The organism is Pseudomonas putida (assembly GCF_002906855.1).
GTDB classification, from domain to species: domain Bacteria; phylum Pseudomonadota; class Gammaproteobacteria; order Pseudomonadales; family Pseudomonadaceae; genus Aquipseudomonas; species Aquipseudomonas putida_N.
This window is the reverse complement of sequence record NZ_MINI01000048.1, coordinates 714,657-736,038: the sequence shown is the minus strand read 5'-3', so window position 1 is coordinate 736,038 and position 21,382 is coordinate 714,657. Positions and strand designations below refer to the sequence as shown.

General features: G+C 61.5%; 20 protein-coding genes. 13 read left to right on the top strand and 7 right to left on the bottom strand.

Annotated features, from left to right (window positions below; translation table 11 throughout):
• The first annotated feature begins 28 nt into the window (after window positions 1-28).
• A complete protein-coding gene (locus tag BGP85_RS26190) occupies window positions 29-226 on the top strand; it encodes a heavy-metal-associated domain-containing protein (RefSeq protein ID WP_103445799.1) in 198 nt (65 codons plus the stop codon).
• A gap of 106 nt (window positions 227-332) precedes the next feature.
• Entirely contained in the window at window positions 333-1,514 is a 1,182-nt protein-coding gene (locus BGP85_RS26185) for a multidrug effflux MFS transporter (RefSeq protein WP_103445798.1), read from the top strand.
• On the opposite strand, the gene BGP85_RS29400 is transcribed toward BGP85_RS26185, so the two are convergent.
• Window positions 1,465-1,662: a hypothetical protein gene (locus tag BGP85_RS29400; protein ID WP_082432304.1), complete on the bottom strand. Its 198-nt coding sequence runs from the start codon at window positions 1,660-1,662 to the stop codon at window positions 1,465-1,467. The two genes, BGP85_RS26185 and BGP85_RS29400, sit on opposite strands and share 50 nt — an antisense overlap.
• Before the next feature lie 454 nt (window positions 1,663-2,116).
• Here BGP85_RS29400 and BGP85_RS26175 point away from each other — a divergent pair, with 454 nt between their 5' ends.
• Window positions 2,117-2,818: an ArsR/SmtB family transcription factor gene (locus BGP85_RS26175; protein ID WP_103445797.1), complete on the top strand. Its 702-nt coding sequence runs from the start codon at window positions 2,117-2,119 to the stop codon at window positions 2,816-2,818.
• 5 nt (window positions 2,819-2,823) lie between these two features.
• On the opposite strand, the gene BGP85_RS26170 is transcribed toward BGP85_RS26175, so the two are convergent.
• From BGP85_RS26170 to BGP85_RS26150, 5 genes are all read right to left on the bottom strand, one after another.
• A complete protein-coding gene (locus tag BGP85_RS26170) occupies window positions 2,824-3,771 on the bottom strand; it encodes an adenosine deaminase (protein ID WP_103445796.1) in 948 nt (315 codons plus the stop codon).
• Between the two features lie 84 nt (window positions 3,772-3,855).
• Complete coding sequence (locus BGP85_RS26165) at window positions 3,856-4,542, bottom strand: SDR family oxidoreductase (RefSeq protein ID WP_103445795.1); 687 nt, start codon at window positions 4,540-4,542, stop codon at window positions 3,856-3,858.
• Between the two features lie 364 nt (window positions 4,543-4,906).
• Window positions 4,907-5,491, bottom strand: coding sequence for an IMPACT family protein (locus BGP85_RS26160; RefSeq protein ID WP_103445794.1), 585 nt, complete (start codon window positions 5,489-5,491; stop codon window positions 4,907-4,909).
• A gap of 9 nt (window positions 5,492-5,500) precedes the next feature.
• Window positions 5,501-6,163, bottom strand: coding sequence for a TetR/AcrR family transcriptional regulator (locus BGP85_RS26155; RefSeq protein ID WP_103445793.1), 663 nt, complete (start codon window positions 6,161-6,163; stop codon window positions 5,501-5,503).
• Window positions 6,164-6,253: 90 nt separating this feature from the next.
• The gene (locus BGP85_RS26150; protein ID WP_103445792.1) at window positions 6,254-7,171 is read right to left on the bottom strand and encodes a LysR family transcriptional regulator; all 918 of its coding nucleotides are present in this window, start codon (window positions 7,169-7,171) and stop codon (window positions 6,254-6,256) included.
• A 118-nt stretch (window positions 7,172-7,289) separates the two neighbouring features.
• On the opposite strand from BGP85_RS26150, the gene BGP85_RS26145 reads away from it, so the two are divergent.
• The 5 genes from BGP85_RS26145 to BGP85_RS26125 all read left to right on the top strand — a co-directional run bounded on the left by BGP85_RS26145 (window position 7,290) and on the right by BGP85_RS26125 (window position 14,370).
• On the top strand, window positions 7,290-8,636 hold the full coding sequence (locus BGP85_RS26145) for an aspartate aminotransferase family protein (RefSeq protein ID WP_103445791.1): 1,347 nt from the start codon (window positions 7,290-7,292) through the stop codon (window positions 8,634-8,636).
• 73 nt (window positions 8,637-8,709) lie between these two features.
• Entirely contained in the window at window positions 8,710-10,203 is a 1,494-nt protein-coding gene (locus tag BGP85_RS26140) for a CoA-acylating methylmalonate-semialdehyde dehydrogenase (RefSeq protein ID WP_079229826.1), read from the top strand.
• Window positions 10,204-10,807: 604 nt separating this feature from the next.
• The gene (locus BGP85_RS26135) at window positions 10,808-11,467 is read left to right on the top strand and encodes a paraquat-inducible protein A (RefSeq protein ID WP_103445790.1); all 660 of its coding nucleotides are present in this window, start codon (window positions 10,808-10,810) and stop codon (window positions 11,465-11,467) included.
• Window positions 11,454-12,077 (top strand): paraquat-inducible protein A, encoded by a 624-nt coding sequence (locus BGP85_RS26130; protein WP_103445789.1) that lies wholly within the window; start codon window positions 11,454-11,456, stop codon window positions 12,075-12,077. Before BGP85_RS26135 ends, BGP85_RS26130 begins: the two co-directional genes overlap by 14 nt.
• Complete coding sequence (locus tag BGP85_RS26125; RefSeq protein WP_103445788.1) at window positions 12,070-14,370, top strand: PqiB family protein; 2,301 nt, start codon at window positions 12,070-12,072, stop codon at window positions 14,368-14,370. The genes BGP85_RS26130 and BGP85_RS26125 overlap by 8 nt, the downstream gene beginning before the upstream one ends.
• 102 nt (window positions 14,371-14,472) lie before the next feature.
• Here the strand turns inward: BGP85_RS26125 and rpsT are convergent, their stop codons facing one another.
• Window positions 14,473-14,751 carry a 30S ribosomal protein S20 gene (gene rpsT, locus BGP85_RS26120; RefSeq protein WP_003247625.1) on the bottom strand — a complete coding sequence of 93 codons (279 nt, stop codon included), beginning with the start codon at window positions 14,749-14,751 and terminating at the stop codon, window positions 14,473-14,475.
• Between the two features lie 250 nt (window positions 14,752-15,001).
• Between rpsT and murJ the strand changes: the two genes are divergently transcribed.
• The 5 genes from murJ (at window position 15,002) to fkpB (ending at window position 21,381) form a co-directional block, all read left to right on the top strand.
• Complete coding sequence (gene murJ / locus BGP85_RS26115) at window positions 15,002-16,540, top strand: murein biosynthesis integral membrane protein MurJ (protein ID WP_103445787.1); 1,539 nt, start codon at window positions 15,002-15,004, stop codon at window positions 16,538-16,540.
• A 118-nt stretch (window positions 16,541-16,658) separates the two neighbouring features.
• Window positions 16,659-17,609, top strand: a complete 951-nt coding sequence (gene ribF, locus BGP85_RS26110) for a bifunctional riboflavin kinase/FAD synthetase (protein ID WP_103445786.1) — start codon at window positions 16,659-16,661, stop codon at window positions 17,607-17,609.
• Window positions 17,606-20,443: an isoleucine--tRNA ligase gene (ileS, locus tag BGP85_RS26105; RefSeq protein WP_103445785.1), complete on the top strand. Its 2,838-nt coding sequence runs from the start codon at window positions 17,606-17,608 to the stop codon at window positions 20,441-20,443. The genes ribF and ileS overlap by 4 nt, the downstream gene beginning before the upstream one ends.
• Window positions 20,436-20,951 (top strand): signal peptidase II, encoded by a 516-nt coding sequence (lspA, locus tag BGP85_RS26100; protein WP_054886101.1) that lies wholly within the window; start codon window positions 20,436-20,438, stop codon window positions 20,949-20,951. The genes ileS and lspA overlap by 8 nt, the downstream gene beginning before the upstream one ends.
• Entirely contained in the window at window positions 20,944-21,381 is a 438-nt protein-coding gene (gene fkpB / locus BGP85_RS26095) for an FKBP-type peptidyl-prolyl cis-trans isomerase (RefSeq protein WP_103445784.1), read from the top strand. The genes lspA and fkpB overlap by 8 nt, the downstream gene beginning before the upstream one ends.
• The last annotated feature ends 1 nt before the right edge of the window (window position 21,382 follow it).

Sequence of the window (21,382 nt, the reverse complement as noted above, 5' to 3'; positions counted from 1 at the left end):
GCGTAAAACCCTGAAGGAGGCAGTACCCATGCAAGTGTTCAATGTTCAAGGCATGACCTGTGGCCATTGTGTGAAAGCAGTGACTCGTGCGGTACAGGAGCAGGATGCGCAGGCCACGGTGGAAGTCGATCTCCCTGGCCAGAAAGTGCGCGTGCAAAGCTCGCTGGCTGCTGAGCAGGTGTTGGCGGCTATTCGTGAGGAAGGCTACCAGGCTGAAGTGGCCTGAACCGCAGGGGCCGCAATGCGGCCCTGTTTTGTTGCAAATGTTTTCATGCTGAGGGTGGCCACTGCAGGTAGACTTAGCGGCTTGCTTAGCCTGCTATGGATTCCTGATGAACCTGCGAATGGTGCTGATCCTGGGCGCATTGAGTGCGTTCGGGCCCTTGGCGATCGATTTCTACCTGCCCGCCTTCCCGGCGATGGCGCAGGCGTTCGCCACCGATGAAAAACATGTACAGGCCACCCTGGCGGCCTATTTCCTTGGCCTGTCGATCGGCCAACTGGCCTACGGGCCGGTGGCTGACCGCTTCGGCCGACGCAAGCCGCTGCTGTTCGGTGTGGCGCTGTTCACCCTGGCCTCCTTGGCCTGTGCATACGCCCCCAACCTCGACACCTTGATCGTGGCGCGCTTTGTCCAGGCGCTGGGCGGTTGCGCCGGCATGGTGCTGTCGCGGGCCATTGTCAGTGACAAATGCGACCCGGTGGCATCGGCCAAGGTGTTCTCGCAGTTGATGCTGGTGATGGGCCTGGCGCCGATCCTTGCACCGATGCTGGGCGGGGTGCTGGTGAACGTGGCGGGGTGGCAGTCGATCTTCCTGGCGCTGAGCCTGTTCAGCGCTGCCAGCCTGCTGGCGGTGAGCCTGGGCCTGCCGGAAAGCCTGCCGGCCAACATGCCGCGCCAGCCGCTGTCTGGTGCATTGCGCCAGTACCTGCGGTTGTTGGCTGATCGTGTGTTCATCGGCCACGCCTTGACCGGCGGTATCGCTATTGCCGGTATGTTTGCCTACATTGCTGGTTCACCTTTCGTATTTATCAAGCTCTATGGCGTACCCGCGGAGCACTATGGCTGGCTGTTCGGTACCAACGCGGCCGGCTTCATTCTGGTTGCCCAGGTCAACGCGCGCCTGCTGTCCAAGCGGGGCCCGGCATTCCTGTTGGTTAGGGCAGTGTGGCTCTACCTGGCCGCCGGCCTGGTACTGCTGGGTGTGGCTGTCCTGCGTCCCACACAGTTGTGGCCATTGCTGGTGCCGCTGTTCGTCTGCATTGCCAGCCTGGGTTGCATCATCCCCAACGCGTCGGCCTGCGCCATGAGTGGCCAGGGCGCGCGAGCAGGCAGCGCGTCGGCACTGATGGGTTGCGTACAGTTCAGCGTCGCGGCCGGTGCGGCGTCGCTGGTCGGCGTGCTGCATGACGGCAGTGCAGTGCCCATGGCCTTGGTGATCAGCCTGTGCGGGGTGCTGGTGGTCAGTGTCGCGCTGTTGACCCGGCGTTTGCAGGCCACGCGTCCAGCATGAGTGGGTGAGGTGCCTGCAGGCGGGTTTCCAGGGTGGCGACGAAGGCACGTGCCTCTGCCTCGCTGCGGAAACTCACCACATGCTGGTCGAGCCTCACCTGCCACGGGCAGTTGGGGTTGCGGTTCGACGCACTGACGACAATCTTCATCGTGGCATACCTCCGATTCAGGGGGAGAGCGAGTCAAGTGTAGCGCTGCAGGCACCTGCCGCCATGACCTGAGTGGGTGTCCTGACTGGCGGTCTGGCCACTTTTCCCAATGGCCTGTCCGACGATTCCAGGCACATGCCTGAATTGATGTGGAAGCTTCGCTTTGATTTGCGCTATTTAAGGAAGCGCGCTGTCAGCAGAGTCGCTGCCCACGCAGGGCCATCCTTCCTCATGCCCTGTATTTTCCTTTCTGCGCCACCTTGTGCCGACGTTGACTACGCGTAAGGGTTGCCCCACCCAGCGTCGAATGAGCCTGTCTGAGCATGTGCAGGGCTACCGGGAGCGGCGCGGGTGCGGCTTATACTGGCCCTCGGCAGTTTGCTTGAGAGGCGCCCAGCGCAGCCAAGGCTGGCCTCTGGAAACCAGACGTGATCATGCGGGGAGATACAGGGACATGAATGCAGTCAGCAGTATCAGTCAGATTGCCGGCCTGATGGCCGACCCCAAGCGTAGCGCGATGTTGTGGGCGCTAATCGATGGCACTCCGCGGCCGACCGATGAACTGGCGATGATGACCGGACTGACCTCGTCATCGGCTTGTGCCCACCTGTCGTTGCTGTCTTCGGCGGGCCTGCTCAGGCTTGAGTCGCGTGGCCGCAAACGCTACTTCAGGCTTGCTACACCGCAGGTCGGAGTAGCTGTCGAAGCGCTGGCCAGCGTCCAGTTGGTGTCGGAAAGAGGGCTGCGTACAGAAGTGCTGCAATTGCCGATGTCGATGCGCAGGGCGCGCCGTTGTGGTGAACACCTAGGCGGCGAGCTGGCGGGTGAGTTGTATCACCGACTGGTGGTGGCAGGGTGGCTGGAGGTCAGCGGGCGGGAACTGTTGGTCAGCGAAAAGGGGCGAACCCAGCTGGCTGCCATCGGCGTCTACATCGACGCGCTGGCATCGCGGCGGCACTGTGTGATCTGCCATTGCGATGAGTGGAGCGACCAAGGGCCACACCTGGGTGGCAGCCTTGGTCAGGCATTGCTCAAACTGTTTTTGCAGTCTGGCTGGATACGCGAGCCTGAAGGCACGCGGGTACTGCAGATTTCTGCAGAGGGTGTGCAGCAGATCAACCGTATAGCCCGCACGACGACCTTGCAGGTCGGTTGACGGCTTCAGACCAGTCGAGCGTCCAGGCTGTTTTGCGCCAGGCGGCGGGCCTGGTCTTCGGTCATGCCCAGGTGTGTGTGCAGGGCGTGGAAGTTCTCGGTGACGTAACCGCCGAAGTAAGCCGGGTCGTCCGAGTTCACCGTCACCTTCACGCCACGCTCGAGCATGTCGAGGATGTTGTGCTGGCTCATGTGGTCGAACACACAGAGTTTGGTGTTCGACAACGGGCAGACGGTGAGCGGGATCTGTTCATCGATGATGCGCTGCATCAGGCGTTCGTCTTCGATGGCGCGTACACCGTGGTCGATGCGCTTGATCTTCAGCAGGTCGAGGGCTTCCCAGATGTACTCGGGTGGGCCTTCCTCACCGGCGTGGGCCACGGCCACGAAGCCTTCGCTGCGGGCACGGTCGAACACGCGCTGGAACTTGCTCGGCGGGTGGCCCATTTCCGAGCTGTCCAGGCCGACGGCGATGAACGCATCGCGGAAGGGCAGGGCTTGGTCGAGGGTCTTCTGCGCTTCGTCTTCGCTGAGGTGGCGCAGGAAGCTCAGGATCAGGCCACTGCTGATGCCCAGTTGCTCGCGGCCGTCCTTTAGTGCCTGGCTGATGCCATTAAGCACGACTTCGAAGGGGATGCCGCGGTCGGTGTGGGTCTGCGGGTCGAAGAACGGTTCGGTGTGGATGACGTTCTGCGCCTTGCAGCGTTGCAGGTAGGCCCAGGTCAGGTCGTAGAAGTCCTGTTCGGTGCGCAGCACGTCTGCACCCTGGTAATACAGGTCGAGGAATTCCTGCAGGTTGTTGAAGGCGTAGGCGCTGCGCAGGGTTTCCACGTCGTTCCAGGGTAGGGCGATCTTGTTGCGCTCGGCCAGGGCGAACAGCAGTTCGGGTTCCAGCGAGCCTTCAAGGTGCAGGTGCAGTTCTGCCTTGGGCAGGGCATTCAGCCAGTCATACATAATGGGGAATGTCTCGAATCAGGTACGGTTGCCGCCATTCTACAGGGCCTGGCCGGGCATTGCGCCCGGCCGGCGGTATTCACCTCACCAAGTGAGTGGTTCGCCTTTGTAGTTGATGAAGCGCAGGCCACCGTGGCCGCTTTGCGTCTTGATCTGGTCGAGCATGCCACGGGTGCTGGTGAGCACGTCGATTTCGGCGTTTTCGCCGCCCATGTCGGTCTTCACCCAGCCCGGGTGCATGGCCAGCACGCACAGGTCGGGGCGCTGCAGTTCGACCACGAAACTGTTGATCATCGAATTGAGCGCGGCCTTGCTGGCCTTGTACAGGCAGATCTCGCCACCGTCGGGGATGGTCACGCTGCCGAGGATCGAACTCATGAACGCCAGCACGCCGCTGCCTTCCCGCACTTGGCCGGCCAGGCGGCGGGCGACGCGAATCGGGGCCACGGCATTGGTCATGAACAGGTCGCCGATGGCCTGGGTCTGTACGGTTTCCAGGTCTTGCGGCAGGGGCCCCATGACCCCGGCGTTGACGAAGACCAGGTCGAACACCTGGCCTTGCAGGCGTTGTGTGAGGCCGTCGAGCTGGGCAGTGTCGTTCATCTCAAGTTGTTCGATGCGTACGCCGGGTACATCGGCAAGGGCGCCTGGCTGTTGTGGGTTGCGCACGGTGGCGGTGATTTTCCAGCCGTCTTCGTGCAGGCGTTGTACCAGGCCCAGGCCAAGGCCGCGGGAGGCGCCGATGATGAGGGCGGTTCTTGAGCTAGCCATGTGAGCGCTCCTTGTTCGGTTGAAGTGAAAGGTGTTGAGAATAATGCAGATGGCCCGCGTCTGCCTTTACTGAAGTTGAACAAAAAGTGTTCAGTGGCTTGGGGCTGTGGGCGAGCGGGGGTTTGGCCTGTTGGCTAACGGGTTATCCACAGCTTGGTCCACAGTAAATGTGAGCAAGCGCAACGCCAGAGGTTGTAATACGCCTGACACACTGGGGATAAGTCACCCGGGTTCAGTCGCTTACGGCTGTCATCAAACAGTGATCAAAATATGCTCAATGCTCTGAAGGTCTTGCCAAGCCTGGGCTGTAACAGAGTGCCCCAAGCTTATCCACAGGCCAGCCCACAGTTGTTGTGGGCAAGCTTCAGTGTGCTTCGAGGATGATCCGGCCGCGGCTCAGGTCTGCAAGTTGCTGCTGCAATGTGGGTAGGTGAGCTTCGCCCACGGCAATCTGCAGGTCGACGCCATTGGCGGTGAAGTGTTCGTCCAGCACCAGGCCATCCACGTCGGCCAGGCGCAGTTTCACCAAGGCCAATTCGCTGAAGGTGCAACTGCAGGAGAACTGGCTGCGCTGGACCAGCAGGCGCTTGGGCGCTTGCTGCAGGCACTTGTTGGCGCCGCCACCGTAGGCACGTGCCAAGCCGCCGGTGCCCAGCTGGATGCCGCCGTACCAGCGAATCACCAGCACCACCACCTGGTCGCAGTCCTGTGCTTCGATGGCCGCAAGGATTGGCCGCCCGGCGGTACCGCCTGGCTCGCCATCGTCATTGCTGCGGTATTGCCCGCCAATCTTCCACGCCCAGCAATTGTGGGTTGCGGCCAGATCACTGTGGCGTTCGATGAAGCTCATCGCCTCGGCGGCACTGTTGATCGGGCCGGCGAAGGTAATGAAGCGGCTCTTGCGGATTTCCTCGCGAAATTCGCAGAGGTCGAGCAGGGTAGAAGGCATAGATGAACGTCAGGCAACCGGCTTGATGCCGCACCCCTTGAGAATGATGTGGATAAGGTTGTTGCTGGCATCTTCCATGTCTTGCTTGGTCAGGCGGCTGCGGCCGGTGACCTGGCAGATCTGGGTGGCAAAGTCGGCATAGTGCTGGGTACTGCCCCAGAGCAGGAAAATCAGGTGCACCGGGTCGACCTTGTCCATCTTGCCGGCTTCCATCCAGGCCTGGAACACGGCGGCCCGGCCGCGGAACCACTCGCGGTAGTCGGCGCTGAAGTACTCGGTCAGGCAGGTGCCACCGCTGATCACTTCCATTGCGAAGATGCGTGAAGCCTGCGGGTTGCGCCTGGAGAACTCCATCTTGGTGCGGATGTAGTGGCTTAGCGCTTCGCCCGGGTCGTCCTCGACACTCAGGGCGTTGAAGGTACTGTCCCACAGCTCGATGATGTTGCTCAGCACGGCGATGTACAGGCCGAGCTTGTTGGTGAAGTAATAATGCAGGTTGGCCTTGGGCAAGCCGGCCTTCAGCGCGATGGTGTTCATGCTGGTGCCTTTGAACCCATGGCGGGCGAATTCGTCTTCGGCGGCCTGGATGATGGCCTGTTCGTTCTTCTGGCGGATGCGGCCGGCGGGCTTGCCCGAGGCGGCGAGGCGATGCGCAGGGACTTCTAGGGTCATGGACGATTCCGGACAGGTCTGTGGCAACGAATGTCGGACAAGATTACCTGCCTGTGCTGGCGTGACAAGCCTTAGCGTCAGAAGCGGGCATCAACGTGTCGCAGCCAGGCTTTCCAGGAAGCTTTCCAGCACCAGGTTCGGTCGCCGCCCCTTGCGCGTGACCCAGCTCAGGCTCAGGTCATAGAAACGCTGAGCAGGCTTGAGTGTACGCAGGCGGCCCTGCTGGACCCAGAAGGTGGCGTAGTGGTCGGGCAGGTAGCCGATATAGCGGCCGGTGAGGATCAGGAACGCCATGCCTTCGCGGTCCGAGGCACTGGCGGTGCAGTTGAGTGCCTGGTAGTGCGCCTGGACTTCCGCAGGCAGGCGGAAGGTTGGCGCAATGGCTTCCTGGCTGTTGAGGCGGTCATCGTCGATCTGCTGGTTGTCGGCGTAGAACAAGGGGTGGCCAACCGCGCAATAGAGCTGTGACCGTTCGCTGTACAGCGGTTGGTACTCCAGGCCGGACAGCGGGCTGGTCTGCGGTACCACGCCGACGTGCAGGCTGCCGTCCAGTACCCCTTGCTCGACCTGGCTTGGGGCGATCATGCGGATCTGGATGCGTACATCCGGACCGCGGTCCTTGAGCTCGGCCAGGGCATGGGTGATGCGCATGTGCGGCAGGGTGACCAGGTTGTCGGTCAGGCCGATGTTGAGCTCGCCGCGCAAGTGCTGGTGCAGACCGTTGACCTCGGTACGGAAGGTTTCCAGCGCACTGAGCAACTGCAGTGCCGAGTGATAGACCTCGCGGCCTTCCTCGGTCAGCGAGAAACCGGCACGGCCGCGCTGGCACAGGCGCAAGCCCAGGCGTTGTTCGAGGTCGTTCATCTGCTGGCTGATGGCCGAGCGGCCGATCCCCAGTACGTTTTCCGCAGCCGAGAAGCCGCCACATTCAACCACGCTCCGGTAGATTTTCAGCAGGCGGATGTCAAAATCGCTGACTTGTGCGAGAGGGTCGGGGCGTCGGCTCATAAGTTTAGTATTGCGCTACCTGAAGATTAGAAATGTAGGCTTTTTCAGACTTTATCCGCGTGCGAATTTAGCTGCAACAACATCCATCGTTGCCTAATCGTCTTCCGAGGAACCGCCGATGAACATGCCCGAAACCGCAACCGCCGGTATCGCCAGCCAGCTCAAGCTGGACGCCCACTGGATGCCCTACACCGCCAACCGTAACTTCCAGCGCGACCCACGCCTGATCGTGGCGGCCCAAGGCAACTACCTGGTCGATGACAAGGGGCGCAAGATCTTTGACGCCCTCTCTGGCCTGTGGACCTGTGGCGCTGGGCATACCCGCAAGGAAATCACTGAAGCGGTCGCGCGCCAGGTCGGTACCCTCGATTACTCCCCGGCGTTCCAGTTCGGCCACCCGCTGTCGTTCCAGCTGGCCGAGAAGATCGCCGAGCTGACCCCGGGCGACCTGAATCACGTCTTCTATACCAACTCCGGCTCGGAGTGCTGCGACACCGCGCTGAAGATGGTGCGTGCCTATTGGCGCCTGAAAGGCCAGGCCACCAAGACCAAGATCATTGGCCGTGCCCGTGGTTACCACGGGGTGAACATTGCCGGGACCAGCCTGGGCGGCGTCAACGGCAACCGCAAGATGTTCGGCCAGCTGCTGGACGTCGACCACCTGCCTCACACCGTGCTGCCGGCGAACGCTTTCTCCAAGGGCATGCCGGAAGAAGGCGGTATCGCCCTGGCAGATGAAATGCTCAAGCTGATCGAGCTGCACGATGCTTCGAACATCGCGGCGGTGATCGTCGAACCGCTGGCGGGTTCCGCCGGTGTGCTGCCGCCGCCAAAGGGTTACCTGAAGCGTCTGCGTGAAATCTGCACCCAGCACAACATCCTGCTGATCTTCGACGAAGTGATCACCGGCTTCGGCCGCATGGGCGCCATGACGGGCTCCGAGGCCTTTGGTGTCACCCCTGACTTGATGTGCATCGCCAAGCAGGTCACCAACGGTGCCATCCCGATGGGCGCGGTCATCGCCACCAGCGAGATCTACCAGACCTTCATGAACCAGCCGACCCCGGAATACGCGGTGGAATTCCCCCACGGCTACACCTACTCGGCTCACCCGGTAGCCTGCGCCGCTGGTCTCGCCGCGCTCGACCTGCTGCAGAAGGAAAGCCTGGTGCAGTCGGCTGCCGAACTGGCGCCACACTTCGAGAAGCTGCTGCATGGCGTGAAGGGCACCAAGAACATCGTCGATATCCGTAACTACGGCCTGGCTGGCGCGATCCAGATCGCTGCCCGCGACGGTGATGCGATCGTGCGTCCTTACGAGGCGGCCATGAAGCTGTGGCAAGCCGGCTTCTATGTGCGTTTCGGTGGCGACACCCTCCAGTTCGGCCCAACCTTCAATACCCAGCCGCAGGAACTGGACCGCCTGTTCGACGCGGTCGGCGAAGCCCTGAACCAGATCGACTGATTTTTCCGCTTTTGACGTAGGGCGCGTGAACCCCTCACGCGCCTGCCTCAACCTTCTTTATCTGGAGTTTTGCATGAGCATTGTTCAGCACCTGATCCACGGCGAACTGGTTACAAAGGGCGAGCGCACCGCCGATGTCTTCAACCCTTCCACCGGCCAGGCGGTACGCAAGGTTGAACTGGCCAGCCGCGCGACCGTGCAGGAAGCTATCGATTCTGCCAAGGCTGCCTTCCCGGCTTGGCGCAACACCCCGCCAGCCAAGCGCGCCCAGGTGATGTTCCGCTTCAAGCAACTGCTGGAGCAGAACGAAGCCCGCATCTCGCAGATGATCAGCGAAGAGCACGGCAAGACCCTGGAAGACGCTGCCGGTGAACTGAAGCGTGGCATCGAGAACGTCGAGTTCGCCTGCGCGGCGCCGGAAGTGCTGAAAGGCGAGTACAGCCGCAACGTCGGCCCGAACATCGACGCCTGGTCCGACTTCCAACCGCTGGGTGTGGTCGCTGGTATCACCCCGTTCAACTTCCCGGCCATGGTGCCGCTGTGGATGTACCCGCTGGCCATCGCCTGCGGTAACGCCTTCATCCTCAAGCCCTCCGAGCGTGACCCGAGCTCGACCCTGTTCATCGCCCAGCTGTTGCTGGAGGCTGGCCTGCCGAAGGGCATCCTCAACGTGGTGCACGGTGACAAGGAAGCGGTCGATGCACTGATCGAAGCGCCGGAAGTGAAAGCACTGAGCTTCGTCGGTTCGACCCCGATTGCCGAATACATCTATGCCGAAGGCACCAAGCGCGGCAAGCGCGTGCAGGCCCTGGGTGGTGCGAAGAACCACGCAGTGCTGATGCCCGATGCCGACCTGGATAACGCGGTCAGCGCGCTGATGGGCGCCGCCTACGGCTCGTGCGGCGAGCGTTGCATGGCTATCTCGGTGGCGGTGTGCGTGGGCGACCAGGTTGCCGATGCACTGATCGCCAAGCTGGAACCTCAGATCAAGGCGCTGAAGATTGGTGCCGGCACGTCCTGTGGCCTGGACATGGGTCCGCTGGTGACTGCTGCAGCCCGTGACAAGGTTGTCGGTTACATCGACGATGGCGTTGCCGCTGGCGCCAAGCTGGTGGTGGATGGCCGAGGTTTCCGCGTGGCAGGTAATGAAGATGGCTATTTCGTTGGCGGCACGCTGTTCGACAACGTCACACCGGAGATGCGCATCTATAAAGAAGAGATCTTCGGCCCTGTGCTGTGCGTGGTGCGCGTGAATAGCCTGGAGCAGGCCATGCAGCTGATCAACGATCACGAATACGGCAACGGTACCTGCATCTTCACCCGTGACGGTGAAGCGGCGCGCCTGTTCTGCGACGAGATCGAAGTGGGCATGGTCGGGGTCAACGTACCGCTGCCGGTGCCGGTGGCCTACCACAGCTTCGGTGGCTGGAAGCGCTCGCTGTTTGGCGACCTGCATGCCTATGGCCCGGACGGTGTGCGCTTCTATACCCGTCGCAAGGCAATCACCCAGCGTTGGCCGCAGCGCGCCAGCCATGAGGCGTCGCAGTTTGCCTTCCCTAGCTTGTAAGGGATGAAATGAAGCGGGGAGGCCGACAGGCCTCCCCGCTTCTTTTCAGCGATATTGAAGTTTCTTGAAATTAAAGGTTGACGCGCTTTCGAATCCCCTTATAATGCGCCCCACTTCCAGCGACATCGGAACGACAAACTCCTTGAGATTCAATGAGTTAAGTAGTTGAGGTGATGTTGGAGGGGCTTCGATCGAAAGATCGATAGCGGTTGAGATGAGGGTTGACAGCGGTTTTAAACGCTGTATTATTCGCCTCCCGCTAGCGAGTGATCGCAGCGAGTCAAGTGTTTGAAGCTAAACGAGTTTCTCGGAGAAAACTTCAAAATAAACGCTTGACACGAAATGAGGAAAGCGTAGAATGCGCGCCTCGGTTGAGACGAAAAGCTCTTAACCAAACGCTCTTTAACAAATCGAATCGCCGATGGTAGTGTGGGGTTTCCCCATGTGAGAGTAGGTCATCGTCAAGATTCATTTCGCAAAACCCCTATCTGCGCATGCAGGTAGGGGTTTTGTCTTTCTGCGTGCCTGCTAGGCATTAGTCATCTCCCACATTTCGAGCTGGGAACACTAGAATAGAGCCGACGTACCTATTCAGAATATCGAGATGCCCGATCCCGTCGAAACACAAGCCCTAGAGCAGTTGCCGCTGGATGAGCTGGTCGCCTGCCACGAGTGCGACCTGCTGATGCGCAAGCCGGTGCTGCAGCATGACGAAAAAGCCCAATGTCCACGCTGTGGCTACGAGCTGTATGCCCACCGGCACAATGTGGTCAACCGTAGCCTGGCCCTTGTGCTCACGGCCTTGCTGCTGTTCGTACCGGCCAACTTCCTGCCCATCATGCAGTTGCACCTGCTCGGCCAGACTTCGGACGATACCGTCTGGAGTGGTGTGCTGGGCCTGTACAACTCAGAGATGCGCGGCGTTGCCGTGGTGGTGTTCCTCTGCAGCATGGCCGTTCCGCTGCTCAAACTGCTGTGCCAGTTGGCCGTGTTGCTGAGCATCCGCCTGAATGTGGGGCGTGATTATGGGCTGGTGTTCTACCGCTTTTATCACCACCTGCGTGACTGGGGCATGCTCGAGGTCTACTTCATGGGCGTGCTGGTGGCGATCGTCAAGCTCGTGGACCTGGCCGAACTGACCATTGGCCTGGGCTTGTTCTGTTTCATCAGCCTGTTACTGGTCCAGGTCTGGCTCGAAGTGGTGATGTCGCCACATCAGATCTGGAGTGCGTTGTCGGGGGAGGATCTCCATGCGGGCGATTGATGCAGGCATCCTGGTCTGCAATGAATGTCATGAACTGAACCGCCAGGATGTCGAAAGCGACTCGCAGACCTGCACGCGCTGCGGCGCCATCGTGCACGCGCGGCGGCCCAACAGCATTATCCGTACCTGGGCATTGCTGATCACCGCCTCGATCCTGTACATCCCGGCCAACCTGCTGCCGATCATGACTATCAGCACCTTGGGGCAGGGCAGCGGCGACACCATCATGTCCGGCGTCATCACCTTGCTCAAGCACGGCATGGTGCCAATCGCCGCCGTGGTGTTCATTGCCAGCATCCTGGTGCCCACCTTCAAGCTGGTGGGCATCGGTCTGTTGCTGTATTCGGTCCAGCGCCGCCAACCGCTGTCGGCAAGGCAACGGATACTGATGTACCGCTTCATCGAGTTCATAGGGCGCTGGTCCATGCTGGACATCTTCGTCATTGCAATTCTGGTGGCGGTGGTGAATTTCGGTCGTATCGCCAGTGTCGAAGCCAACCTGGGCGCTGTCGCCTTCGCAACTGTGGTGATCCTCACGATGCTTGCTGCTTTAACTTTCGATCCCCGACTGATCTGGGATAACACGGAGTCGGATGACGACCATGAGTGACATGCCAACGGCTAAAACCCGCCCTGCCTCGAACTGGTCGGCCATTTGGATCCTGCCGCTAATCGCGCTGATGATCGGTGGCTGGCTGGCCTGGCAGGCCTACCGCGATGCTGGCGTCGAGATCGAGGTGCGCTTCGAGACTGGCGAAGGCATCGTCGCCAACAAGACTGAGGTGATCTACAAAGGCATGTCGGTCGGCAAGGTCACGAAGCTGGTGCTCGATGCCCAGGGCGACAACCAGGGAGTGATCGCCACCATCGAGATGAACAAGGCCGCCGAGCCGCACCTGACCAAAGGCACGCGATTCTGGCTGGTCAAGCCAAGTGTCAGCCTGGCCGGTATCTCGGGCCTGGAAACACTGGTATCCGGCAATTACATCGCTGTCAGCCCAGGTGAAGGCGAGCGGACCAAGCGCTTTACCGCACTAAAGGTCGCGCCACCCCTGTCCGACACCGAGCCAGGCCTGCACCTGACCCTCAAGGCTGAACGCCTGGGTTCGCTCAATCGGGACAGCCCGGTGTTCTACAAGCAGATCCAGGTTGGCCGGGTGAAAAGCTATCGCCTGTCCGATGACCAGAGCACGGTTGAAGTCAAAGTGTTTATCGAGCCAGCCTACGCTAGCCTGGTGCGCAAGCACACGCGTTTCTGGAATGCCAGCGGCATCAGCATCGACGCTGATCTGTCGGGTGTAAAGGTGCGCAGCGAGTCGCTGTCGAGCATTGTGGCGGGGGGTATCGCTTTCGCCACCCCGGAGTATCGCAAGGACAGCCCACCGACCGACCCGAGCCTGCCGTTCCGCTTGTATGAAGACTTCGATGCGGCCCAGGCGGGTATCCGTGTCAAAGTGAAGTTGAGCGACTACGAAGGTTTACAGGCCGGTCGTACACCAGTCATGTACAAGGGTATTCAGGTCGGCTCGTTGAAAACCCTGAAGATGGAAGACAACCTGGCCAGCGCCACGGCCGAGCTGACGCTGGACCCGCTCACTGAAGACTATCTGGTCGATGGCACGCAGTTCTGGGTGGTCAAGCCGTCGATTTCTCTGGCCGGTATCACTGGCCTGGAAGCGTTGGTCAAAGGTAACTACATTGCCATTCGCCCAGGCGAGAAGGGCGCCAAGCCACAGCGCGAGTTCGAGGCCCGGCCCAAGGCCCCGCCGCTGGACCTGAAGGCGCCAGGTCTGCACATGGTGCTGTTCGCCGATACCCTGGGTTCTCTGGAGATCGGCAGCCCGGTGATGTATCGCCAAGTGAAGGTCGGTAGCGTGCAGAGCTACCAGTTTGCCCGTAACAGCAAGCGGATCCTGATTGGTGTGCACATCGAAAAGGAATACGAAAACCTGGTCAACGGCTCTTCGCGCTTCTGGAACGTCAGCGGTATTACCCTGACCGGTGGCCTTTCGGGTATCAAGATCAAGAGTGAGTCACTGCAGACCCTGATGGCCGGCGGTATCGCCTTCGATACGCCCACGCCCAATGTTGCGCTCAAGCGCCGTATCCCACGCTTCCGCCTGCTGGAGAGCCAGGAGGCGGTGAACCGTACCGGTACCCTGGTCACAATTCGGGTAGACCGTGCCGACGGCCTCAAGCCGGGTACGCCAATCCGCTTCCGTGGCCTGGATGTGGGTAGCGTCGAGAGCGTGGACCTGACAAAAGACTTGCAGGCGGTACTGCTGCGAGCACGTATCACCGAAGCGGCTGATCGCATTGTCCGTGCAGGCACGCAGTTCTGGGTGGTCAAGCCGGCGCTTGGGCTGGTGCGTACAGAGAACCTCGATACCTTGATTGGTGGGCAGTACATCGAAGTGCAGCCAGCGGCGAAGGACAAGGGGCCACAGCGTGATTTCATTGCGCTGGGCGAGGCACCTGAAATTGTCGGAGAGGAAGTAGGACTGCCGTTGACCCTGAGTGCGCCGCGGCGTGGTTCGATCAAGCCGGGGGTGCCTGTTACCTATCGCGAGGTGGCGGTGGGCAAGGTGACCGGATTCGAGCTGGGTCAGACTGCGGATCGCGTGTTGATCCACATTCTGATCGAGCCGCGTTATGCCGCCCTGGTGCGCGGAGGCAGCCGGTTCTGGAACAGCAGTGGCTTCGGCTTTGACTGGGGGCTGTTCAAGGGCGCCACGGTGCGTACCGAGTCGCTGCAGACGCTCATCGATGGCGGTATTGCTTTCGCCACGCCTGAAGGCGAGCAAATGGGCAACCCGGCACGGCCGCAGCAGACCTTCGCCTTGTTCGACAAGCCCGAAGATGCCTGGCTGCAGTGGGCGCCGAAGATCCAGATCGCCAAGTGATAGTGAGCAGGGCCGCCAAGCGCGGCCCTGCTTTTGTGGGATTGCACAAATTGCAGGCATAAAAAAACCGACCCTAGGGTCGGTTTTTTCGACAAGCGTCGCTTAGGCAGCTGCAGCTTCTTTCAGCGCCTTGATGTGGCCATTCAGACGGCCTTTGTGGCGAGCAGCTTTGTTCTTGTGGATGATACCTTTGTCGGCCATACGGTCGATTACAGGTACAGCCAGAACGTAAGCGGCTTGCGCTTTTTCGGCGTCTTTTGCGTCGATGGCTTTAACTACATTCTTGATGTAGGTGCGGACCATGGAACGCAGGCTGGCGTTGTGGCTGCGACGCTTCTCAGCCTGTTTTGCACGTTTCTTGGCGGAAGGTGTGTTGGCCACCGTCGAGCTCCTCGAAAGACTTTAGGTAAATAGCAAACAAAATAGGCCGCGAATCATGCCGATGAGTCGACCGGATGTCAAGGCCACCTGCAGGGTTCCGCCGAGTGGTGCAGCAACAGGCGGGAAATATTCCTTTCTGCCGTGCTACCTGTAAACTCGGGAATTTTTGGCTCCCCTGCGAAGGCGCGGGAGTATCGCACATTCGGACGCTGTCTGGCAGCGCCCTCTGTCTCTGGCGTGAATCTTTTCGATGAATCTGCTCAAATCCCTGGCTGCAGTCAGCTCCATCACCATGATTTCGCGGGTGCTGGGCTTCGTGCGCGACACCATCCTGGCCCGTGTTTTCGGGGCCGGTATCGCCACCGACGCCTTCTTCATCGCCTTCAAGCTGCCCAACCTGCTGCGGCGGATCTTTGCCGAAGGGGCATTCTCCCAGGCGTTCGTGCCGATTCTGGCCGAGTACAAGACCCAGCAGGGCGAGGAGGCGACACGGACCTTCATCGCCTACGTCAGCGGCCTGCTGACCCTGGTGCTGGCCCTGGTCACGGCGGTTGGCATCCTCGCCGCGCCGTGGGTGGTCTGGGCCACCGCCCCGGGCTTTGTCGACAGTGCCGAGAAGTACGCGTTGACCACGGACCTGCTGCGGGTGACGTTCCCTTATATATTGCTGATCTCGCTGTCGTCCCTGGCCGGTGCGATCCTCAATACCTGGAACCGCTTTTCGGTCCCGGCGTTCACCCCGACCCTGCTCAACGTGGCGATGATCATCTTCGCCGTGCTGCTGACGCCGTACTTCAACCCACCGATCATGGCCCTGGCCTGGGGCGTGCTGGCCGGTGGCCTGGCGCAGTTGCTGTACCAGCTGCCAGCGCTGAAGAAGATCGGCATGCTCGTGCTGCCACGCCTCAACCTGCGCGACGCAGGCGTATGGCGGGTGCTCAAGCAGATGCTGCCGGCGATCCTCGGGGTGTCGGTGAGCCAGATCTCGCTGATCATCAACACCATCTTCGCCTCGTTCCTGGTGGCGGGCTCGGTGTCGTGGATGTATTACGCCGACCGCCTCATGGAGCTGCCTTCGGGGGTGCTGGGCGTTGCCCTGGGCACAATCCTGCTGCCGACCCTGGCCAAGACCTACGCCAACAAGGACCGCGAGGAGTATTCGCGGATCATGGACTGGGGCCTGCGCCTGTGCTTCCTGCTGGTGCTGCCGTGCACCCTGGCCCTGGCGATCCTCGCCGAGCCGCTGACCGTGGCACTGTTCCAATATGGCAAGTTCAGCGCCTTCGACGCCGCGATGACCCAGCGCGCGCTGATCGCCTATTCGGTTGGCCTGCTGGCGATCATCCTGGTCAAGGTACTGGCACCGGGCTTCTACGCGCAGCAGAATATCCGTACGCCGGTGAAGATCGCGATTTTCACCCTGGTCTGCACCCAGCTGTTCAACCTGGCGCTGATCGGCCCGCTGCAGCATGCCGGCCTGGCCCTGGCGATCAGCCTGGGTGCCTGCCTGAACGCGGGCCTGCTGTTCTGGAAGCTGCGCAGCCAGCAATTGTTCCAGCCGCAACCGGGCTGGGCGATGTACCTGCTCAAGCTGGTGCTGGCAGTGACCCTGATGGCAGCGGTGCTGCTGGTGGGCATGCACTACCTGCCGGCCTGGGAGCAGGGCAACATGCTTGAACGGTTTCTGCGCCTCGGTGCGTTGATCGCGGCGGGTGTGGTGACCTATTTCGGTTGCCTGTACCTGTGTGGTTTCCGGCCCCGGCATTTCGCCCGCAAGGCCCTGCATTGAGGTAGAAGGCGGGTCAGGCGTCGGTTTTTCGCATTCCACGCCATCCCTTGGCGCTGCTGCCTGTCACCAGCGCCCGGGTGTGGTTATAATCGGCCACTTTATGAGCAAGAAGCGCGTTATGCAGCTGGTTCGAGGTCTTCACAACCTGCGCCCCGAGCACCGGGGCTGTGTCGCCACCATTGGCAACTTCGACGGGGTTCACCGCGGCCACCAGGCAATCCTGGCGCGCCTGCGCGAGCGCGGCCAGGCATTGGGCCTGCCGACCTGCGTGGTGATCTTCGAACCGCAGCCGCGCGAGTACTTCGCCCCGGACACCGCACCCGCCCGCCTGGCGCGCCTGCGCGACAAGGTCGAACTGCTGGCCGCCGAAGGTATCGACCGGGTGCTGTGCCTGGCGTTCAATCAGCGCCTGAGCAAACTCAGTGCCGATGCGTTCGTCAAGGCGATCCTGGTCGATGGCCTGGGTGTGCGCCACCTCGAAGTAGGCGACGACTTCCGCTTCGGCTGCGACCGTGCCGGCGACTTCGCCTTCCTGGTCGCTGCCGGCGAGCAGTACGGGTTTACCGTCGAAGCCGCCAACACGGTGATCCAGGACGGCCTGCGGGTCAGCAGCACCGAGGTGCGCAAGGCGCTGTCCGAAGGCAACTTCGAGCTGGCCGAGCACCTGCTGGGCCGCCCATACCGCATTACCGGCCGTGTGCTGCATGGCCAGAAACTGGCTCGCCAGCTGGGCACGCCGACCGCCAACATCCAGCTCAAACGCCGCCGTGTGCCGCTGTCCGGTGTCTATCTGGCCAGCATCGAGATCGACGGCAAGGCGTGGCCGGGTGTCGGCAACATCGGGGTGCGCCCCACCGTGGCCGGCGACGGCCGCCCGCACCTCGAGATTCATCTACTTGATTATGCCGGCGATCTGTATGGCCGGCGCCTGACGGTGGAATTCCACCACAAGCTGCGTGAAGAGCAGCGATTCGCCTCCCTGGAGGCGCTGAAGTCGGCGATCGATGCGGATATCGCCGCCGCACGTGCACATTGGCACGCTCAACCGCTAACGAAGAGCCTGAAATGACCGACTACAAAGCCACGCTAAACCTTCCGGACACCGCCTTCCCCATGAAGGCCGGCCTGCCTCAGCGCGAACCGCAGATCCTGCAGCGCTGGGACAGCATTGGCCTGTACCAGAAGCTGCGCGAAATTGGCAAGGATCGTCCGAAGTTCGTCCTGCACGACGGCCCGCCCTATGCCAACGGCAAAATTCACATCGGTCATGCGCTGAACAAGATCCTCAAGGACATGATCGTCCGTTCCAAGACCCTGTCCGGCTTCGACGCGCCGTATGTACCAGGCTGGGACTGCCACGGGTTGCCGATCGAGCACAAGGTCGAGGTCACCCACGGCAAGCACCTGACTGCCGACCGCACCCGCGAGCTGTGCCGCGAGTACGCCGCCGAGCAGATCGAAGGGCAGAAGACCGAGTTCATCCGCCTGGGCGTGCTGGGTGACTGGGACAACCCGTACAAGACCATGAACTTCGCCAACGAGGCCGGTGAAATCCGTGCCCTGGCCGAGATGGTCAAGCAAGGTTTCGTGTTCAAGGGCCTCAAGCCTGTGAACTGGTGTTTCGATTGCGGTTCGGCGCTGGCTGAAGCCGAAGTTGAATACGCCGACAAGCAGTCTCAGACGCTTGACGTCGCCTTCCCGATTTCCGAAGCCGATGCTGGCAAGCTGGCAGCCGCCTTTGGCTTGGCCAGCTTGGCCAAGCCGACGTCAATGGTTATCTGGACCACCACACCCTGGACGATTCCGGCCAACCAGGCGCTGAGCGTCCACGCTGATTTCAGCTATGCCCTTGTAGATGCAGGTGACCGCCTGCTAGTGCTGGCGGAGGAGTTGGTAGCATCCTGCCTCAAGCGCTATGGCCGAGAAGGGCAGGTGATCGCCCGTGCGCCTGGATCGGCGCTGGAGCTCATCAATTTCCGTCACCCGTTCTATGATCGCAATTCGCCGGTATACTTGGCCGACTACGTAGAACTCAGCGCCGGTACGGGCATCGTTCACACCTCGCCATCCTACGGCGAAGATGACTTCGTCACCTGCAAGCGCTACGGCATGCACAATGATGAAATCCTCACTCCCGTACAGAGCAACGGCGTGTACGTGCCGTCGCTGGAGTTCTTCGGTGGTCAGTTCATCTTCAAGGCGGGCCCAGCTATCGTCGACAAGCTGCGAGAAGTCGACGCGCTGATGCATACCGAAACTATTAAGCACAGCTACATGCACTGCTGGCGCCACAAGACCCCGCTGATCTACCGCGCCACCGCGCAATGGTTCGTCGGCATGGACAAGCAGCCGAGCACCGGCGAGCCGCTGCGCGAGCGTGCCCTGAAAGCCATCGAAGACACCAAGTTCGTCCCGGCCTGGGGCCAGGCGCGCCTGCACTCGATGATCGCCAACCGCCCGGACTGGTGCATCTCGCGTCAGCGCAACTGGGGCGTACCGATTCCGTTCTTCCTGCACAAGCAGACCGGCGAGCTGCATCCGCGCACCGTCGAGCTGATGGAAGCGGTAGCCAAGCGCGTCGAGCAAGAGGGCATCGAAGCCTGGTTCAAGCTGGACGCCGCCGAACTGCTGGGTGACGAAGCCGGCCAGTACGACAAGATCGCCGATACCCTGGACGTCTGGTTCGACTCCGGTACCACTCACTGGCACGTGCTGCGTGGCTCGCACGACATCGGCCACGCCACCGGCCCGCGCGCCGACCTGTACCTGGAAGGCTCCGACCAGCACCGCGGCTGGTTCCACTCCTCCTTGCTGACCGGTTGCGCCATCGACGGTCACGCGCCGTACCGCGAACTGCTGACCCACGGCTTCACCGTGGACGAAAGCGGCCGCAAGATGTCCAAATCGCTGGGCAACACCATCGAGCCGGAGAAGGTCAACAACACCCTGGGTGCCGACATCCTGCGCCTGTGGGTTTCCGCGACCGACTACTCGGGCGAGATGGCTGTTTCCGAGCAGATCCTGCAGCGCAGCGCCGACGCTTACCGGCGTATCCGCAATACCGCGCGTTTCCTGCTCTCCAACCTGTCCGGCTTCGACCCGGCCCGTGACCTGCTGCAGCCGGAAGAAATGATCGCCCTGGACCGCTGGGCGGTGGACCGTACCTTGCTGCTGCAGCGCGAGCTGGAAGAGCACTACGGCGAATACCGCTTCTGGAACGTCTACTCGAAGATCCACAACTTCTGCGTGCAGGAGCTGGGCGGCTTCTACCTCGACATCATCAAGGACCGCCAGTACACCACCGGCGCCAACAGTGTCGCCCGCCGTTCCTGCCAGACCGCGCTGTACCACATCAGCGAGGCGCTGGTGCGCTGGATCGCGCCGATCCTGGCGTTCACCGCCGACGAAATCTGGCAGTACCTGCCGGGCGAGCGCAACGAATCGGTGATGCTCAACGGCTGGTACCAGGGCCTGACCGAGCTGCCGGAAGGCACCGAGCTGGACCGCGCCTACTGGGACCGCGTAATGGCCGTGAAGGCCGCAGTCAACAAGGAACTGGAAAACCAGCGTACCGCCAAGGTCATCGGCGGCAACCTGCAGGCCGAAGTCACCCTGTTCGCCGAGGAAGGCCTGAGCGCCGACCTGAGCAAGCTGGGCGACGAGCTGCGCTTCGTGCTGATCACCTCGGCCGCCAGCGTGGTGCCATTCGCCCAGGCGCCGGCCGAAGCCGTGGCCACCGAAGTCGAAGGTCTCAAGCTGCAGGTGGTCAAGTCCGGTCACGTCAAGTGCGGCCGTTGCTGGCACTTCCGCGCCGACGTCGGCAGCCACCCGGAGCACCCGGAAATCTGCGGTCGTTGCGTCGACAACCTGACCGGCTCGGGTGAGGTGCGCCACTATGCCTAACCCTGCAGCAGGGCGCTTCGGGCGCCTTGCATGGCTGTGGCTGAGCTTGCTGGTCCTGGTCCTCGACCAGGCCACCAAGCTGTATTTCAACAACGCCCTGACCATGTACCAGCAGATCGTCGTCATCCCTGACTACTTCAGCTGGACCCTGGCCTACAACACCGGTGCTGCCTTCAGCTTCCTCGCCGATGGCGCCGGCTGGCAGCGCTGGCTGTTCGCCCTGATTGCGGTGGTGGTGAGTGCAGTGCTGGTGGTCTGGCTCAAGCGCCTGGGGCGCGGTGAAACCTGGCTGGCGGTGGCGTTGGCACTGGTACTGGGCGGTGCGATCGGCAACCTGTACGACCGCATCGTGCTCGGCCATGTGGTCGACTTCATCCTGGTGCACTGGCAGAACCGTCATTACTTCCCGGCCTTTAACCTGGCCGACAGCGCCATCACCGTTGGTGCGGTGATGTTGGCGCTGGATATGTTCAAGAGCAAGAAGTCCGAGGATCCGGTCCATGACTGACACCCGTATCGGCCAGAACACCGAAGTCACCCTGCACTTCGCGCTGCACCTGGAAAACGGCGACACCGTCGACAGTACGTTCGACAAGGCCCCGGCCACCTTCAAGGTCGGCGACGGCAACCTGCTGCCAGGCTTCGAGAGCGCGTTGTTCGGCTTCAAGGCCGGTGACAAGCGCACCGTGGTGGTGGCCCCGGAGAACGCCTTCGGCCAGCCCAACCCTCAGAACGTGCAAGTCATGCCACGGTCCCAGTTCGAGGGTATGGAGTTGTCCGAAGGGCTGCTGATCATCTTCAACGACGCCGCCAACACCGAGCTGCCGGGTGTGGTCAAAGCGTTCGATGACAATCAGGTGACCATCGACTTCAATCACCCACTGGCTGGCAAGACCCTGACCTTCGAGGTGGAGATCCTCGAGGTCAAGGCCCTGTAGG